The 17,561-nt window shown below is 61.6% G+C and carries 17 protein-coding genes; 12 read left to right on the forward strand and 5 right to left on the reverse strand.

Going from position 1 to position 17,561, the window contains the following annotated elements; all coding sequences use genetic code 11:
• Positions 1–132: 132 nt before the first annotated feature.
• Together K0H48_RS10015 and K0H48_RS10020 are read right to left on the reverse strand one after the other, a co-directional pair.
• Entirely contained in the window at positions 133–921 is a 789-nt protein-coding gene (locus K0H48_RS10015; RefSeq protein WP_219267354.1) for an ABC transporter substrate-binding protein, read from the reverse strand.
• A gap of 93 nt (positions 922–1,014) precedes the next feature.
• Entirely contained in the window at positions 1,015–1,638 is a 624-nt protein-coding gene (locus K0H48_RS10020; protein ID WP_219267355.1) for a TetR/AcrR family transcriptional regulator, read from the reverse strand.
• 153 nt (positions 1,639–1,791) lie between these two features.
• Between K0H48_RS10020 and K0H48_RS10025 the strand changes: the two genes are divergently transcribed.
• From K0H48_RS10025 to K0H48_RS10060, 8 genes are all read left to right on the forward strand, one after another.
• Positions 1,792–3,570: an acyclic terpene utilization AtuA family protein gene (locus K0H48_RS10025; protein WP_219267356.1), complete on the forward strand. Its 1,779-nt coding sequence runs from the start codon at positions 1,792–1,794 to the stop codon at positions 3,568–3,570.
• Positions 3,571–3,582: 12 nt separating this feature from the next.
• Positions 3,583–4,455 (forward strand): SDR family oxidoreductase, encoded by an 873-nt coding sequence (locus K0H48_RS10030; protein WP_219267357.1) that lies wholly within the window; start codon positions 3,583–3,585, stop codon positions 4,453–4,455.
• A gap of 4 nt (positions 4,456–4,459) precedes the next feature.
• Positions 4,460–6,073, forward strand: coding sequence for a geranyl-CoA carboxylase subunit beta (atuC, locus tag K0H48_RS10035; protein ID WP_219267358.1), 1,614 nt, complete (start codon positions 4,460–4,462; stop codon positions 6,071–6,073).
• Between the two features lie 68 nt (positions 6,074–6,141).
• Positions 6,142–7,299: a citronellyl-CoA dehydrogenase gene (gene atuD / locus K0H48_RS10040; RefSeq protein WP_219267359.1), complete on the forward strand. Its 1,158-nt coding sequence runs from the start codon at positions 6,142–6,144 to the stop codon at positions 7,297–7,299.
• On the forward strand, positions 7,296–8,057 hold the full coding sequence (locus tag K0H48_RS10045) for an enoyl-CoA hydratase/isomerase family protein (protein ID WP_219267360.1): 762 nt from the start codon (positions 7,296–7,298) through the stop codon (positions 8,055–8,057). The genes atuD and K0H48_RS10045 overlap by 4 nt, the downstream gene beginning before the upstream one ends.
• Positions 8,058–8,169: 112 nt before the next feature.
• Complete coding sequence (locus tag K0H48_RS10050) at positions 8,170–10,086, forward strand: acetyl/propionyl/methylcrotonyl-CoA carboxylase subunit alpha (RefSeq protein ID WP_219267361.1); 1,917 nt, start codon at positions 8,170–8,172, stop codon at positions 10,084–10,086.
• A 74-nt stretch (positions 10,087–10,160) separates the two neighbouring features.
• Entirely contained in the window at positions 10,161–10,703 is a 543-nt protein-coding gene (locus tag K0H48_RS10055) for an exonuclease domain-containing protein (protein WP_017134973.1), read from the forward strand.
• Between the two features lie 63 nt (positions 10,704–10,766).
• On the forward strand, positions 10,767–11,051 hold the full coding sequence (locus K0H48_RS10060; protein WP_058420589.1) for a pyrimidine/purine nucleoside phosphorylase: 285 nt from the start codon (positions 10,767–10,769) through the stop codon (positions 11,049–11,051).
• A gap of 49 nt (positions 11,052–11,100) precedes the next feature.
• On the opposite strand, the gene K0H48_RS10065 is transcribed toward K0H48_RS10060, so the two are convergent.
• Both K0H48_RS10065 and K0H48_RS10070 read right to left on the reverse strand, forming a co-directional pair.
• Positions 11,101–11,907, reverse strand: a complete 807-nt coding sequence (locus tag K0H48_RS10065; RefSeq protein ID WP_219267362.1) for an MOSC domain-containing protein — start codon at positions 11,905–11,907, stop codon at positions 11,101–11,103.
• A gap of 332 nt (positions 11,908–12,239) precedes the next feature.
• The gene (locus K0H48_RS10070; protein ID WP_017134971.1) at positions 12,240–13,175 is read right to left on the reverse strand and encodes a chemotaxis protein CheV; all 936 of its coding nucleotides are present in this window, start codon (positions 13,173–13,175) and stop codon (positions 12,240–12,242) included.
• A gap of 535 nt (positions 13,176–13,710) precedes the next feature.
• Between K0H48_RS10070 and K0H48_RS10075 the strand changes: the two genes are divergently transcribed.
• The 3 genes from K0H48_RS10075 (at position 13,711) to K0H48_RS10085 (ending at position 16,102) form a co-directional block, all read left to right on the forward strand.
• A complete protein-coding gene (locus K0H48_RS10075) occupies positions 13,711–14,160 on the forward strand; it encodes a hypothetical protein (RefSeq protein ID WP_219267363.1) in 450 nt (149 codons plus the stop codon).
• A gap of 380 nt (positions 14,161–14,540) precedes the next feature.
• Positions 14,541–15,446 carry a sensor histidine kinase gene (locus K0H48_RS10080; RefSeq protein ID WP_219267366.1) on the forward strand — a complete coding sequence of 302 codons (906 nt, stop codon included), beginning with the start codon at positions 14,541–14,543 and terminating at the stop codon, positions 15,444–15,446.
• The gene (locus tag K0H48_RS10085) at positions 15,443–16,102 is read left to right on the forward strand and encodes a response regulator transcription factor (RefSeq protein WP_219267364.1); all 660 of its coding nucleotides are present in this window, start codon (positions 15,443–15,445) and stop codon (positions 16,100–16,102) included. Before K0H48_RS10080 ends, K0H48_RS10085 begins: the two co-directional genes overlap by 4 nt.
• Here K0H48_RS10085 and yegS read toward each other — a convergent pair.
• Complete coding sequence (yegS, locus tag K0H48_RS10090) at positions 16,061–16,981, reverse strand: lipid kinase YegS (protein WP_200434035.1); 921 nt, start codon at positions 16,979–16,981, stop codon at positions 16,061–16,063. The two genes, K0H48_RS10085 and yegS, sit on opposite strands and share 42 nt — an antisense overlap.
• 34 nt (positions 16,982–17,015) lie before the next feature.
• Here yegS and K0H48_RS10095 point away from each other — a divergent pair, with 34 nt between their 5' ends.
• A complete protein-coding gene (locus K0H48_RS10095) occupies positions 17,016–17,267 on the forward strand; it encodes a hypothetical protein (RefSeq protein WP_219267365.1) in 252 nt (83 codons plus the stop codon).
• Positions 17,268–17,561: the final 294 nt, after the last annotated feature.

The raw sequence follows: 17,561 nt of genomic DNA on the forward strand, positions 1-17,561 counted from the left end.
TTTTGGTCCTTCAAAAAGTGACCCGCCGTCAGGGCGGAACCCTAAGCAGCCGTTACCGCAGCAACGGATATGCACACTGACAAACCGCTACCGCAGGCAAGTCAGCGCCCACATTTGGATCTGTGCAAGAAGCTAGGGCACCGGCATCACATCTATGCGATACGGCTCGAAGATCTTCAACATCTCCCCGTTCTCACGCAAGTGCTTGAGCAGCTCAGCGAACGCAGGCCCTGTGATCGGCGCTTTGGGCCGCACCAGCGCATAGTGGTGATACACCTGGTCAATCCGCTCCGAGACCAGGAATAGCCCGGCCATGTCCGCATTACGCACCATGAAATCGCTCAAAAACGAACGCGTGACCAGCGCAATATCGGCACGCCCGCGCGCCACCATCAGCAGGTTGCTGTCATGGGAATAGGTCAACGTGGCGTTGAAGTGTTCGGCCATGTTCTTGGGGTCGGGGTTGAAGCCGGCAAAGGCGTAGTGATAACCGCTGAACACCGCCAGACGCTTACCGGAGAGGTCGGTGAAATAGCTTTGGTCACGGCCGGGCTTACGCTGGGCGACGAATATTTCTGCATCTTCCAGGCCCATGTCGACACTGGTGTGGGGAATATTCTGCCAACCCCAGTCGGGGTTTTCGAAGATCGCCATGTCGACGCGGCCTTGCTCAAAATCGCGAAAACGCCGCGGAATCGAGGTAGGCACCAGCACAAACACGTAGTCGCCTTGTGAAGCATTCAGGGCTTCCACCAGTTGCGGCAATAAACCGGTGTCAGCGCCCTGCTCGGGCCGAACGGTGTAGGGCGGAAAGTGCGCGGCGCCGATCCTGACCAATTGCGCGGCCGACGCCGGCAGCCACCACGCGGTGCCCAGTGCCCATATAGTCAGTCCTGCAGCCAGCCGCCATGGCGAAAACATTGAGGCACACACCGTTTAACACTCTGATGGCAATAAGCTAGGCGTTTTTGTCAGGTGAGACAACTTTCCATCGGCAAATTAATAGCTTGCGCCTCAATCGGCTTTAAGCACCATCAGCAGCGCTTCTTCGGCGAGCTGCTCGAGGGTCAGGCTGCCTTGGGCACGAAACCAGGTGGTGGTCCAGGACAAAGCGCCGGTCAGGAAACGCCGGGTAATAAACACATCACCCCGGATGTAGCCCGCCGCCTTGGCCTCGCCCAACACCTGCAGCCAGATGTCCTCATACACATCGCGCAGCGCCAGCACCTGGGCCTGGCCCTCGGCCGACAGTGAACGCCATTCGTAAACCAGCACCGCCATGGCCTCGCCGCTGCCGCCCATGATCGACTGCAACTCGCAGCGGATCAGCGCCAGCACGCGTTCGCGCACGTTGCTGGCCTCTTCAAGTGAAGCGCGCATCATCGCGGTGTTGTAGTGGATGGTTTCCTCCATCACGGCACGCAGGATCTCGTCCTTGCTCTTGAAGTGATGAAAGATACTGCCGGACTGAATGCCCACGGCACTGGCCAGGTCACGCACGGTGGTGCGCTCGAAACCCTTGTTGCGAAACAGGTGAGCCGCGGTTTGCAGCAACTTGCCACGGGCACTGTCGGGGTCGGTCAACTGGCCGCCGTCGACCATGGTGCGCATCACCCGCAGGGCTTTGTGCTCATCCATGCTGCTCTCCTTGATCTCTACTGACGTCTTGGGCGGCAATTTAGGCCGTGGCCGCCAGCCAAGCAAGCGCTTGGGCAAAACTTGTGTCAACAGTTTACAAACCAAGCGCTTGCTTGGTAGTCTCGACGCCAGCCATTCGAGGAAGGATTTCTCATGAGCAAGACGGTTCGTATCGGCTGCGCTAGCGCCTTCTGGGGCGATACCTGCACGGCTGCCGCCCAACTGGTGCACAGCGGCGCCCTGGATTACCTGGTGTTCGACTACTTGGCGGAAGTCACGATGTCGATCCTTGCCGGTGCGCGGATGAAAGATCCCCAGGCCGGTTACGCCACGGATTTTGTCGAGGTGCTCACGCCGTTGCTGGGCGATATCCAGCGCCAGGGCATCCGCGTGATCAGCAACGCCGGTGGCATCCACCCCCACGCCTGCGCCGCCGCCCTGCAAGCGGCCTGCGACAAGGCCAATGTGCCGCTGAAAATCGCCGTGCTGCTGGGCGACGACCTGCAACCTCAACTCAAGCAACTGCACAATATTACCGATATGTTCAACGGCGCGCCCCTGCCGCCGGTGTGCGTCTCGGCCAACGCCTACTTCGGCGCCCCCGGCATTGCCCAGGCACTGGCGCTGGGCGCCGATATTGTGATTACCGGGCGCGTGGTCGACAGCGCCGTGGTCAGCGCCGCCTTGGTGCATGAATTCAACTGGTCGTGGCAGGACTACGACCGCCTCGCTCAAGCCGCGCTCGCCGGGCATATCATCGAATGCGGCGCGCAGTGCAGCGGCGGTAACTTCACCGATTGGCGTGATGTACCGGACTACGAGCACATCGGCTTTCCCATCGTCGAGGTCAGCGCCGACGGCCAATTTACGGTGAATAAAGTCGCCGGCACGGGCGGGCTGATCAGCGAACTCGGCGTGGCCGAACAGTTGCTGTATGAAATCAGCGACCCGCGCGCGTATTTACTGCCCGATGTGATCTGCGATTTCAGCCAGGTCAAACTGCAGCAGCAAGGGCCAAACTGCGTGCGCCTGCACGGCGCCAAGGGTTTGCCGCCCACCGACCAGTACAAGGTCAGCGCCACTTACCCCGACGGTTTCCGCTGCACTGCCAGTTGCCTGATCGCCGGGATCGACGCGGTGGCCAAGGCGGAACGGGTCAGCCAGGCAATCATCAACAAAACCTCGGAACTGTTCAGCCAACGCGGTTGGGCGCCTTACACCGAGGTCAATGTCGAACTGCTTGGCAGCGAAGCCACCTACGGCGCCCACGCCCAGCGCCAGGATTGCCGCGAGGTAGTGGTGAAGTTGGCGGTACGTCACCCGAGCAAACAGGCCTTGGTGCTGTTCGCCCGCGAGATCGCCCAGGCGGCGACCGGCATGGCTCCCGGCTTGACCGGCATTGTCGGCGGGCGGCCGACGGTGTACCCGCTGGTCCGGCTGTTCTCATTCCTGATCGACAAATCATCTTGCGCACCGCAGGTCGACTTCCAAGGCGCGCGGCACGCCGTTGCGTTGCCTTCATCAGCCCCGATGCGCACACCCCCCGCGCCGATTGATCCACCCAAACCCGAAGGCCGCGCGGACGCCAGTGTGCCCCTGGTGAAACTGGCCGTGGCGCGCTCTGGCGACAAGGGCAACCACAGCAATATCGGGGTGATTGCCCGCCGGCCCGAGTACCTGCCATGGATCGCCGAAGCACTTACGCCGGAGGTGATCGTCGACTGGATGAGCCATGTGCTCGACCCACTTCACGGCCGTGTCGAGCGCTGGTACTTGCCCGGCAGCCACAGCTTGAATTTCCTGCTGGAAAACGCCTTGGGCGGCGGCGGCATCGCCAGCCTGCGCATCGACCCGCAAGGCAAAGCCTTCGCCCAGCAGTTGCTGGAAATCCCCATCGCCGTGCCGCAACACATCGCCGATCAACTCTCCTAAAGGACCGTCGCCGTGGCCTTCGACTCGATCTTCAAAACCGACCTGTTCCAGGGGCAAACCGTGATTGTGACCGGCGGCGGCAGTGGCATTGGCCGCTGCACCGCCCATGAACTGGCGGCCCTTGGTGCCAGCGTAATACTGGTGGGGCGCAAGCCGGAAAAACTGCAAACCGTGGCGACGGAAATCGCCGAAGACGGCGGCATCGCGCACTGGCAAGCCTGTGATATTCGCGATGAAGAGGCCGTGAAAGCACTGGTCACGCAGATCATTCACGAGCACGGGCCGATCCACGGGCTGGTCAACAACGCCGGCGGCCAATACCCGTCGCCACTGGCGTCGATCAATCAAAAAGGCTTTGAAACCGTACTGCGTACCAACCTGGTGGGCGGTTTCCTGATGGCCCGTGAAGTGTTCAACCAGTCGATGAGCAAACACGGCGGCGCCATCGTCAATATGCTCGCCGACATGTGGGGCGGCATGCCCGGCATGGGCCACTCGGGTGCAGCACGCTCAGGCATGGACAACTTCACCAAGACCGCCGCCTTCGAATGGGGTTACGCCGGTGTGCGCGTCAACGCCGTGGCGCCGGGCTGGATCGCCTCCAGCGGCATGGACACCTACGAAGGCGCGTTCAAGGCGGTGATCCCCACCCTGCGTGAACACGTGCCGCTCAAACGCATCGGCACCGAATCGGAAGTCAGCGCAGCCATCGTGTTCCTGCTCAGCCCCGCCGCCGCCTTTATCAGCGGCAGTACCCTGCGCATCGACGGCGCCGCCAGCCTGGGCAGCCGCGCCTGGCCACTGCATAAGGCGCAGCCGCCGAGCGAGGCCTTCAATGGTTTCCACCGTGCATATTTGCCCGATGTGCTGAAGACGGAGCAATAAAACCATGCCGGTGATTGAAAGCCTGATCGACGCCCACAGCCCACAGTTCGCGCAGAACCGCGCGGTGATGCTGGCCGCCATCGAGCAATTGCAGCAGTTGGAGCAGGCCCTGCTGAACAAGGCGCAGCAAGCCAAACCCAAGTTCGACAAACGCGGCCAACTGTTGCCCCGCGAGCGCCTCAACCTGCTGCTGGATCCCGGCGCGCCGTTTCTGGAATTGGCCAGCCTGGCAGGCTACAAACTCCACGATGACAAAGACGGCAGCGCGGCCGGTGGCGGCTTGATCGCCGGTATCGGCTACGTCAGCGGCGTGCGCATGCTGGTGGTGGCCAATAACAGTGCGATCAAGGGCGGCACGATTTCCCCCAGCGGGCTGAAAAAATCCCTGCGCCTGCAACAGATCGCCATGGAAAACAAACTGCCGGTGGTGACCCTGGCCGAAAGCGGCGGTGCCAACCTCAATTACGCCGCGGAGATTTTCGTCGAAGGCGCACGCAGCTTCGCCAACCAGGCGCGCATGTCGGCCATGGGCTTGCCGCAGATCACCGTGGTACACGGCTCGGCCACAGCGGGCGGCGCGTATCAGCCAGGGCTGTCGGATTACGTGGTGGTGGTGCGCGGCAAGGCCAAGCTGTTTTTGGCCGGGCCGCCGCTGCTCAAGGCTGCCACCGGCGAAGTCGCGACTGATGAAGAATTGGGCGGCGCCGAGATGCACGCGCAAACCGCCGGCACCGCCGAATACCTTGCGCAAAACGATGCCGATGGCGTGCGCATCGTGCGCGAAATCGTCAGCCTGCTGCCTTGGGATGATCGCCTGCCACCCGCTCCACAACGGGCTTACAAGGAGCCGCTGTATCCGATTGACGAGTTGCTGGGATTGATCCCCGATGACCCGAAAAAGCCCTACGACGTGCGCGAAATCCTTGCACGCCTGGCCGACGGCTCGCACTTCCTCGAATTCAAAGGCGAGTTCGATGCCCACACCGTCTGCGGCCACTTGCACATCCAGGGCCGCGCCGTCGGGGTGATCGGCAACAACGGCCCCATCACCCCCAAGGGCGCGAGCAAGGCGGCGCAATTTATCCAACTGTGCGACCAGAGCCGCACACCACTGCTGTTCCTGCACAACACCACCGGTTTTATGGTCGGCACCGAGTCGGAGCAACAAGGCGTGATCAAGCACGGCGCGAAGATGATTCAGGCGGTGGCCAATGCACGGGTGCCTAAACTCACGGTAGTGGTCGGCGGCTCTTATGGCGCGGGCAACTATGCGATGTGCGGCCGGGGCCTGGACCCGCGTTTTATCTTCGCCTGGCCCAACAGCCGCACGGCGGTGATGGGCGGCGCGCAGGCGGGCAAGGTGCTGCGCATCGTGACTGAGGCCAAGCAATTGAAAGACGGTTTGGTGCCCGACCCCAAGATGCTGGACATGCTCGAACAGGTCACCGCGCAGAAACTCGACAGCCAGTCCACCGCGCTGTATGGCAGCGCCAATCTATGGGACGACGGGCTGATTGATCCACGCGATACCCGCACGCTATTGGGGTTCTTGCTGGATATCTGCCACGAGGCCGAGGTGCGGCAGTTGCAGCCGAACAGCTTTGGTGTAGCGCGCTGATCGTTCCCACGCTCCGCGTGGTAACGCAGCCAAGGACGCTCCGCGTCCCAACAAGGAGAACAACAACAATGATCTTCACCCAGGAACACCAGGAACTGCGCCGCACCGTGCGTGCCTTCGTCGACCGCGAGATCAACCCGCACGTGGACGAATGGGAAAAAACCGGGCGCTTCCCCATTCACGAGATCTTCCGCAAAGCCGGCGACCTCGGCCTGCTGGGCATTTCCAAGCCGGAACAATTCGGCGGCATGGGCCTGGACTACAGCTACTCCATCGTCGCCGCCGAAGAGTTCGGCACCATCCGTTGCGGCGGCATCCCCATGTCCATCGGCGTGCAAACCGACATGTGTACGCCCGCCCTCGCCCGCTTCGGCTCCGACGAGCTGCGCGACGAATTCCTGCGCCCGGCCATCAGCGGCGAGCAAGTGGGTTGCATCGGCGTCTCGGAAACCGGCGCCGGTTCCGACGTGGCCGGGCTTAAAACCCACGCGCGCAAGGACGGCGGCGACTACGTGATCAACGGCAGCAAAATGTGGATCACCAACTCGCCCAGCGCCGACTTTATCTGCCTGCTGGCCAACACCTCCGACGACAAGCCGCATATCAACAAATCGTTGATCATGGTGCCGATGAACACCCCAGGCATCAGCGTCAGCCCGCCCCTGGAAAAGCTCGGCATGCACAGCTCCGAGACCGCCCAAGTGTTTTTCGACGCTGTGCGCGTGCCGCAACGCAACCGCATCGGCCACGAAGGCGCGGGGTTCATGATGCAAATGCTGCAGTTCCAGGAAGAACGCCTGTTCGGCGCGGCCAATATGATCAAGGGCCTGGAGTACTGCATCGACAGCACCATCGAATACTGCAAAGAGCGCCAGACCTTCGGCAAGGCGCTGATCGACAACCAGGTCATCCACTTTCGCCTGGCCGAACTGGCCACCGAAATCGAATGCCTGCGCGCGCTGGTCTACCAGGCCACCGAGCAATACATCAAAGGCCAGGATGTGACCCGCCTGGCCTCCATGGCCAAACTCAAGGCCGGGCGCCTGGGCCGTGAGGTCAGCGACAGCTGCCTGCAATACTGGGGCGGCATGGGCTTTATGTGGGACAACCCGGTGGCCCGCGCCTACCGTGATGTGCGGCTGGTGTCGATCGGCGGCGGCGCCGACGAAATCATGCTGGGCATCATCTGCAAATTGATGGGCACGTTGCCCGGGAAAAAATCATGAACACCCTGCTGCTCGAACCGCACAACGGCGTGCTGCACATCACCCTTAACCGCCCGGCCAGCCGTAATGCGATGAGCCTGGAGATGGTCAACGAACTGCAGGCGGTACTGGCACAACTGGACAGCCAGGTGCGCGCCGTGGTGATCAGCGGCGCCGGTGGGCACTTTTGTGCCGGCGCGGATGTGAAAGACATGGTCATGGCGGGCGGGCAGTTGCAGGCGCTGAACCGCGCCTTCGGCACCTTGCTGCAAGCCGTCGAAGCCGTACCGCAAGTGGTGATCGTGGTGCTGCAAGGCGCCGTGCTGGGCGGTGGCTTTGGGCTGGCGTGCGTGAGTGATATCGCGATTGCCGACCACCAGGCGCAGTTCGGCCTGCCGGAGACCAGCCTGGGCTTGTTGCCGGCGCAGATTGCGCCGTTTGTGGTCAAGCGTATTGGGTTGACTCAGGCGCGGCGACTGGCGCTGACGGCGGCGCGGTTTGATGGGGTTGAGGCGCAGCGATTGGGCGTGGTGCATTACGTCGAGCGCGATCCGCAAGCATTGGCGGAGCGTTTGGACGAGGTGCTGGGGCAGGTGTTGCGCTGTGCGCCGGGGGCGAATGCGCGGACTAAAGCGCTGTTGCTCGCCAGTGTGGAACAGCCGGTCGGCCCGCTGTTGGATCAGGCCGCGCAGTGGTTTGCCGAGGCTGTGAGCAGTGAGGAAGGGATTGAGGGGACGCAGGCGTTTGTGCAGAAGCGTAAGCCTGGGTGGGCTCGATGACGCCATCGCAGGCAAGCCAGCTCCCACAGGGAGAATGCATTTCAAACTGTGGGAGCTGGCTTGCCTGCGATGAGGCCCCAACTGTCACCCACCTGTGCCAAGGGATAAACCCATGCCTGCATTCACCAAGATCCTGATCGCCAACCGCGGCGAAATCGCCTGCCGCATCCAACGCACCGCCCAGGCCCTGGGCTACCGCACCGTCGCCGTCTACAGCGACGCCGACGCCCAGGCCCTGCACGTGCACATGGCCGACGAAGCAGTGCACATCGGCCCCGCGCCAGTGCAGCAGTCGTACCTCAACATCGCGGCCATCCTCGATGCCGCCAGACGCACCGGCGCCGATGCGATCCATCCCGGCTACGGTTTTCTCTCAGAAAACGCCGCCTTCGCCCAAGCCTGCCTGGACGCCGGCCTCACCTTCATCGGCCCCAGCGTTGCCGCCATCGAGCTGATGGGCAGCAAACGCCTGTCCAAACTCGCCATGCTCGATGCGGGTGTGCCGTGCATCGCCGGTTACCAAGGCAATGCCCAGGATAACGCGACCTTGCAGCAAGAGGCTGAGCGCATCGGCTACCCGCTGATGATCAAAGCCAGTGCCGGCGGTGGCGGGCGTGGCATGCGCCTGGTCCACGACAGCAGCCAGCTGCTCGACCAGCTGCGCACCGCACGCTCCGAAGCCCTCAACGCGTTTGGCAGTGACGAACTGATTCTCGAGCAAGCCCTGATGAACCCGCGCCACGTTGAAATCCAACTGTTCGGCGACAGCCACGGCCACCTTATCTACCTGGGTGAGCGCGACTGCTCGATCCAGCGTCGCCATCAAAAAGTCATCGAAGAAGCGCCCTGCCCGGTGATGACACCTGCGCTGCGCCAAGCCATGGGCGAAGCGGCGCTGAAGGCTGGGCGTGCGGTCAATTACGTCGGCGCCGGCACGGTGGAGTTCCTGCTCGACCGCAACGGCCACTTCTACTTTCTGGAAATGAACACCCGCCTGCAAGTCGAGCACCCGGTCACCGAACTGATCACGGGTTTGGACTTGGTTGAGTTGCAACTGAACATCGCCGCTGGCGAACCGCTGCCCTTGCAACAGTCCGACGTGACCCTGACCGGCCACGCCATGGAAGTGCGCCTGTACGCCGAAGACCCGGCCCAGGGCTTTTTGCCGCAAACCGGCGACGTGCTGCGCTGGGAACCGGCTGGCGGGGTGCGCATTGACCACGGCGTGCTGGAAGGCCAACGTATCAGCCCGTTCTATGACGCCATGCTCGGCAAAATCATCGCCCACGGCGCCACCCGCGAAGAGGCCCGGCGCAAATTGCTGCGCGCAGTGCAAGACACGGTGTTGCTGGGCGTCACCACTAACCAGGGTTTGCTGGTCGACCTGCTCAGGCACGCGGACTTTATCGCGGGTGAGTTCAGCACCGGGTTTATCGCCGAGCGCTTCCATGACATCCCGCGCCAAACCGCGACCGATGAGCAGCTTGCCCTGGCCGCCGCGCTGTTTTACCAACACAGCGCCAGCGCCCACCGCCAAGGTTTGTCGGGGTGGCGCAACAATGCACCCTGGCGGTATCGCCTGGCGGTGAACGACCAGGTACGGGACCTCGACGTCAGCGTACTGGACGGCAACCACCTGCACGCCAACGGCATCGAGATCCGCGACCTGAGCACCGATGGCCGCTGGGCCACGCTGGTGATCGACGGCATTCGCCGGCGCCTGCCCTACCATCTGGACGACACTCAACTCTGGCTGCCGGGCGTGAAGATCGTCAACCGCACCCAACACGTCGCCAGCCGCCAGGCCGATGCCAGCACCGGCATCGTCAAGGCGCCGATGGATGGCGCGATTGTCGATATCCGCGTGAGCGCAGGCGAAAGCGTCAGCAAAGGCCAACTGCTGCTGGTGCTCGAAGCCATGAAAATGGAGCATCCGCTGACGGCCGGCATCGACGGTGTGATCAAGGGTGTGCAGGTCGTCGCAGGTGATCAAGTGCGCAATCGCCAGGTTTTGCTGGAGATCGAATAACCCCCTAGGCGGAACTACACGGCCCAGCTACGCTCTATCCCCATCAGGAAAGGACGAGTACGGGAACCTGCACGATGCCCCATTGGCTGATTATTGACCTTGAAGCCACAACGGATGAAGGCGGCTGGCCCGTGACGGAGATGGAAGTCATCGAAATCGGCGCCAGCCTGGTGAACCGCCAGGGCCGCGAGCTGGATCACTTCCAGCGCTTCGTGCGGCCGCTGCGCCGCCCCTTGCTGACGCCGTTCTGTCGCCAACTTACGCATATCACCCAGGCCAATATCGACGCAGCGGCGCCGATTACCGAGGTGTGGCCGTTGTTCGAGCGTTGGCTGGGCCAGCATCAAGCGCGCCTGGAAGGCTGGGCCAGCTGGGGCGACTACGATCGCGCGCAGCTCGAACTCGAATGGCAACGCCATGGCCTGACCAGCGCGCTCGCCCAGACCGCGCATGTGAACCTCAAGCAGCGCTTCGCCAAGGCCCGGCGCCTGGACAAGCCCTTGGGGCTCAACGGTGCGCTGCAATTGGCGGGGATGCAGTTCCACGGTCAGCAACATCGGGCACTGGAAGACGCGCGCAACACCGCACGCCTGCTACCGTTGATTTTGCCGGTCTAGGCAGCTCCCCTGGCCTTGGGCATACTGGCCGACCTTTCCAGACCCTTTTCCGAGGATTCACCCATGTTCAAAGTCAACGAGTACTTCGACGGCACCGTCAAGTCGATCGCTTTCGGCACCGCTGAGGGCCCTGCGACCATCGGCGTGATGGCCCCGGGTGAATACGAATTCGGCACCGCCCAGCGCGAGATCATGCACGTGGTCTCGGGCGCCCTGTCCGTCAAGCTGCCGGACGCCAACACCTGGGAAACCTTTGCCGCTGGCAGCCAGTTCAATGTGCCGGCCAACAGCAAGTTCCAATTGAAGGTTGCCGTAGACACCGCGTACCTGTGCGAATACCGCGGCTAAGGGTTACAGCGCAAAAAAAATGCCCGTCTCGCAGGAGACGGGCATTTTTTTATTCCAGGATCGTCACGGGCATGCCGACGGCTAATTCGCCGATGCCGTCGTTGACCAGGTTCTGGCCGAACATCACATCACCGTCCCGCTCGCGATAGGTCTTGAGCGTTGCCAGCGGTTCACGGTCGGCGCTGCGCTCGCCGCTGGCCGGGTCGATGGTGGTGAGGATGCAGCGCGAGCACGACTTGACCACGCGAAACTCCACTTCGCCGATACGCAGGCGTTTCCAGCCATCTTCGGCGAAGGCCTCGCTGCCTTCAATCACCAGATTGGGACGGAAACGCAACATTTCCATCGGGCGGCCGATGCGCTGGGATAAATCATTCAGGGAAGCCTGGCCGATCAGCAGCAAGGGGAAACCATCGGCAAAACCGACCTGGTCGTCGTCCTTGCCATAACCGGCTTCAGTGGTACGTGCACGGGTCAGTGGCACCTGCACCAGCCGTGTGGGCTTGCCGATAAAGTCACTGACCCAGGCCGCCGCCGCATCGCCGGCATCCGGCACGCGCAGGGTGTCGCGCCATATTGTCACGCCGCGCAACTCGGCATCGCTGCCCGGCAGCGCCACGTCAAGGGTGGCAAAGCCGGGTGAATTCAGGGTCAGGCCACCGGCGCTGTTCCACAACGCCGACAATTGGCTCATCTTCGCCACCGCCCGCTGGGTCAGGAATCGGCCACTGGCTTCGTCCACCAGCATCCAGCGTCGATCCCCGTCCAGCCCGAGTTTATCCAGGCCGATGTGCTGCAAGGCTTCGGCCTTGCCGGACTTCAAGGGGTAACGGTACAACGCGCTGAGACGAAGCATGGGCCTGCATTCCTGAGGGGGACAAAGCGCCACCCTATAGGACGGGACTTCCAGAATCAAAGGTCGCTGAAGCTCTTGTGACCGGTAAGCTTACTGTGGCGAGCAGGCTTGCCCTGCGTTGGGGCGCGAAGCGGCCCTGAAACCAGGCGCTTCGGTTTTGCCTGAAGTTACGCGGTGTGTTTATTGGGGCTGCTTCGCAGCCCAACGCAGGGCAAGCCTGCTCGCCACAACAAGCCTGCCTGCCACAACAGGCCTGCTTGCCATAACAAGCCTGCCTGCCACAACAAGCCTGCTTGTCATAACAAGACTGGCTGCCACAGCAGTCTGCCTGCTCAGGCGGGCACTTCGTCCAACATCAAGCGCTGGCGCACCACATCCACCAGCTTGTCGGGCTGGAATTTGGACAGGAAGTTGTCGCAGCCGACCTTCTTGACCATCGAGTCGTTGAAGCTGCCCGACAGCGAGGTGTGCAGCACCACGTAAAGCCCACGCAGGCGCGGGTCGTTGCGAATTTCGGTGGTCAGGCGGTAGCCGTCCATTTCAGGCATTTCGGCGTCGGTGAAGATCATCAGCAACTTGTCGGTCATGACCTGGCCGCTGTCGGCCCAGGCCTTGAGCATGTTCAGCGCCTTGAGGCCGTCGCTGGCAATGTGCATCTTCACGCCGAGTTGCCCCAGGGTGTCGCGCAGTTGCGAGAGGGCCACGTTGGAGTCGTCCACCAGCAACACTTCGCGGCCACGGGCACGTTCCAGCACCGGGTCTTCGAGTTTTTCACGCGAAACTTTGGCGTTGTACGGCACGATTTCGGCGAGGACTTTTTCCACGTCGATGATTTCCACCAACTGGTCATCAACCTTGCTGATGGCCGTGAGGTAATGCTGGCGCCCGGCGCTGGCCGGCGGCGGCAGGATGGCTTCCCAGTTCATGTTGACGATGCGGTCCACACCGCCCACCAGGAAGGCCTGCACCGAACGGTTGTACTCGGTGACGATAATCGTGCTGTTCGGCCCCGGCACCAGCGGGCGCATGCCGATGGCCTGGGACAGGTCAATGACCGGCAGGGTCTGGCCACGCAGGTTGACCACGCCGCACACAAACGGGTGACGCTGCGGCATCAAGGTCAACTTTGGCAGTTGCAGGACTTCCTGAACCTTGAACACGTTGATCGCAAACAGTTGGCGCCCGGCCAGGCGAAACATGAGGATCTCCAGGCGATTCTCACCCACCAGTTGCGTGCGTTGATCTACCGTGTCGAGAATGCCGGCCATTAAAAGCTCCTGATGTGGGATTGTGCAGCTCACTTAAGGCTGGTTATCGGCGGCAAGCGCCAGACCTTGACCCCAGTAAAATGCCATGTAAATTCATTGATGTCACACTGACATCATGGTTTACTGCAATCCGCCCTCCAAGCGGCAGTACAGCGACCTTGCGCGACATTCAAATCGACGTAGGGTTCCGCTGCGTAAGGGATTCCCCTATGCACAATCAGGCCCGACCTGATATTCGCGATATCTAATAGCCATTAATGTGACGCCATTCTCATTGCATGAATGGAGTCACGCTTTTGTTTGCCATCCCAAGCCCTCGGCCCACGGGTCTTCCAGACTTATACGTGGCGGCAACCAAAGTTGTGCAAATGACCCGAATGACCAGGGCCCTCCACGGCCACTCTGTTCATTCAAGTAACGGTCCTACTGAAATTTCAGAAGCAGGCTACAGATCTCAGTCATATTTCAGCGGTAGTTTTACGCCATTCACCCGGTGCGGCATCTCATCACCCGACCTTATGTTGCGGAGACTTGTATGATGAATAGCGCAAACGAATGGCAAACTGCACTTCCAGAGTTTCTGCTGGAAGCCGAAAAGCTCTTGGCCAAATCAGAAGAGTGCTTGCACCACTTACATCTGATTCGCAACGACAGCGATGCCATCGACTGCATGAAAACCAGCCTGGCCAAGCTGGCAGAAAAGGCCGAAGGCCTAGCCCTGCAGGCGATCAGCGAGTTTTCCCGGCATATCCAATACCTGATCGCCAACGCCGCGAGCCCCATGGAGCTGCATGACCAGGCGCTGAATGCCCTGCATGACTGCCTGACGCTGCTGGCCTGGCAATTGGAGCTGATCGACATCCGCACCGGCGAGCTGACGCTGGACGACAGCGAACAAACCACACTGATCGCGACCGTCACCTTGCAGATCCCGCAAAAAGACTTCACGCATAAACCACAACAACGCCTACATCACGCGTCCTGAGTGCTGACAGGTCGTATTTGATCGTCGAGTTATCTAAAAACGACCGTACATTAAACGGTCGATAATGATGCGCGGGCGATATATATCAATTAGCCATCAACGCAATATCGATACAAACACATCCAATTAATATAACTACCTCGAGTAAACGGCTGACTCTTTGAACTACAGAGTCAGGTTCCTCGGCGTTTTGCGCAGATTAAACCGGACAGGTTAAGGCGCCAGGCGACCAACGGTAATAGTGGTGGTACTATGCCCCGCTCGAAGTGACTCAACTTCATCATGTATAAAAAAACGTTTCGGCACCGCATTCCACACAGAGCCCTGTCAGCCGCCATGACCGGTCTTCCCGCAGCGAACCTTGATTGGCTCCATCCGCTATGTACGCCAGCCTGAAGTCACTCATCGCAAGGTCCGTGTCCCACAGCAATGCCCGCAGCAATGCCCGCCGCCTGGTCCTCGCCCTGTGCTTTTGCTCGCTGCTGGTCAGCCTGTGGGCCTACACCCGCGCCGCGCCGCTGCCCTTGCTGATACTGCTGCTCAACCTGGCCACCCTGGTGGTGGTGGGGCTGCAGCAGTGGCGCTCGCGCAAATCGATCAAGTTCCAGCCGCAGGAACTCGCCGACCGCCTGCTGCAAGTCCAGGAAAACGAACGCCACCGCTTAAGCCGCGAATTGCATGACGACATCGGCCAACTGCTGACCGCCGCCAAACTGCAAAGCGAATGGCTCAAGCGCCGCCTGCCCGACGACCTGCAAAGCCAATGCACGGTGTTATGCAATACCTTGAACGAAACCCTGGCCAAAGTGCGCGATGTGTCCGCCATCCTCAACCCGCGCCAATTGGCGAGCCTGGGCCTGGAAGCAAGCCTGCGCGCGCACCTGCTCAAAACCCTGGAAAACACCACCGTGCACTGGAGCCTGGAATGCCAGCAGCGCCTGACCGGCATCCCGGAAGAAATGGCCGTGGCAGCCTTTCGCATCACCCAGGAAGCGGTGACCAATATGTTGCGCCATGCCCAGGCGCAGAACTTGCTGGTACGCCTGCAACGCCTGCCCGAAGGCCTGTCGCTGATGATCTGCGATGACGGCCTGGGCTTTTCACCGGCGCTCAACCCCAGCCTGGAAGGCCAACGGGGCATGGCCGGCATGAGCGAGCGTATCGACCAACTGGGTGGTGCGTTGTCTGTCAGCAGCCAGCCAGGCAAAGGCACGCGCATCGAAGCGCTATTCCCCTGGGCGCCCCGCGCCCTCGAACGGGCCAATTCCCCTAAGGTTCTCGAGTGACTTGCAACTTACTCCTGGTGGATGACCACGCACTGATCCGGGCCGGCGTACGCGCGCTGATCCAGGACATCCCAGGCTACAGCGTAATCGGCGAGGCCAGCGATGGCGCGCAATTGCTGGAGACATTCAGCGCCCTGCAGCCGGATATCGTACTGCTCGACCTGTCGATGAAATACACCGGCGGCCTCGACGCGCTGCAGCAACTCAAGGCCGCCTACCCCAAAAGCAAGGTGCTGATCCTGTCGATGCACACCGACCCGGAGCTGATCATGCGCGCGCTGGAGTGCGGCGCCCATGGCTACCTGCTCAAGGACACCACCGCCAACGAGCTGGAACACGCCTTGCTGGCCTTGCGTAACAACGAGCGCTACCTGAGCCCGGCGATTGCCCACACGGTGATCAACCAGGCGCTGATCCGCAGCCAGGGGCCGATCTCGACCGCCGCCGACAGCCACAACCTCACGGCGCGCCAGTTGGAGATCCTGCGCCTGATCGTGCGCGGCAAGTCCACGCGGGAAATCGCCCAGGGCCTGGGCTTGAGTATCAAAACGGTGGAAGCGCACCGCTCGCAGATCATGAAACGCCTGCAAATATTCGACGTGGCGGGCCTGGTGTTATTCGCCGTTCGCGAGCAGATCATCAGCCTGGACGACTAACGGCGAGCCCAGCGGCAAGTGCACGCGCAGGGCCTTGGGCAGCGCGGAAAAACGCAGGTCATCGCCCTTCAACGGCTCGCCATCGAGGTTGATATACAGCCCTTCGGCCACCTTGATTTCGACCCAGGGCAGGCGCGCGCGGACAAACATATTGTCCAGGCCCCAGCCGTCACTCATCAGGGTCATCAGCGTGCCCACCACTTCCTGGGGCGCCGGCAGAATACTGATATCGAGCAAGCCATCATCGGCCAGCGCGCCGGGGCACAGCACATGCCCACCGCCCGCCTGGCGGCCGTTGCCGATGCCCAGCGCAAGCAAGTCGCCCTTCCAGTGAAAGCCCGGCCCTTCCAGCTCGCCATACGCCGCCTTCAACTCGCTGAAACGCGACAGCCCGGTGAACAGATACGCCGCGCCGCCCAGCACCTTTTTCAGGTCTTCCGAAGTATTGGCCGTGACCTGGCTGCCAAAGCCGCCGGTGGCCATATTGAGGAACATCTGCCCACCGGCCTGGCCGAGGTCGATAGCCCTGGGCGGCACATCCAGCAGCGCCAGCGCGCGTGCAGGCTCCAGCGGCACGCCGGCGGCGCGGGCAAAGTCGTTGGCGGTGCCCAGCGGCATCAGCACCAGGCTGGCGTCGGTCTTGGCCAGGGCCATGGCCTCGGCCACATCGCGCAAGGTGCCGTCGCCACCGCCTGCGATCAAATGGGTATAGCCGTCGGCCAAGGCTTCATTGACCAGGCGCTGAGCATCGCCGCCCTCCCACGTCACCCGCACCGCCAGCTCCCAACCCTGCTCACGCCGGGCCTGCACAGCAGCGCGCACGTCCTCATTGAGGGCTTGCTTGCCGTGCAGAATCAACAGTGCTTTGGGGGTGGTCATGGGGCATTCTCCTGGGTTCAAGGGTTCCTGAAGGATGTGGACCTTTGCGGAGGAGAAAAAAGCCATCCGCTTGAAAATTAATTCGTCGCTGGGTCAGGCCCGTTTCCAAGCCTGCTGGACTTCGCCCCAACACTCGGTGCCTCGCTATGGCTCGGCATGCCCGCAATCCGACAGTGATTTGGGGGGGAGATTTCAGATCAAGATCACGATCAAAAGCGAAGATCAAAAGACCGCTGACTTCGTCATCGAAAAGGATGTAAGGGCCAGAGCAACAGCAACAGCATGATACCGACCTCACCATCAAGGTTGGATGCGGTCAACTGTGGGAGCGGGCTTGCTCGCGAATGCGGTGGGTCAGTCAATTCATCTGTCACTGACACACCGCATTCGCGAGCAAGCCCGCTCCCACATTTAGATCGTGTTGCATCAGGTAGATAGGCTTTTGCTTCGCACTTGATCTGGCTTTTGATTCAACCACTCAGGTCGGCTTTCAGGCCGCCGTGCTCTACTTTTGATCTTGATCTGCTTTTGATCTGAGAATCGCCCCGTCAACCACGATGGCCGAACGCAGGCTTGAATC

The sequence above is a fragment of the Pseudomonas sp. Xaverov 259 genome (assembly GCF_019352915.1).
Lineage (GTDB): Bacteria > Pseudomonadota > Gammaproteobacteria > Pseudomonadales > Pseudomonadaceae > Aquipseudomonas.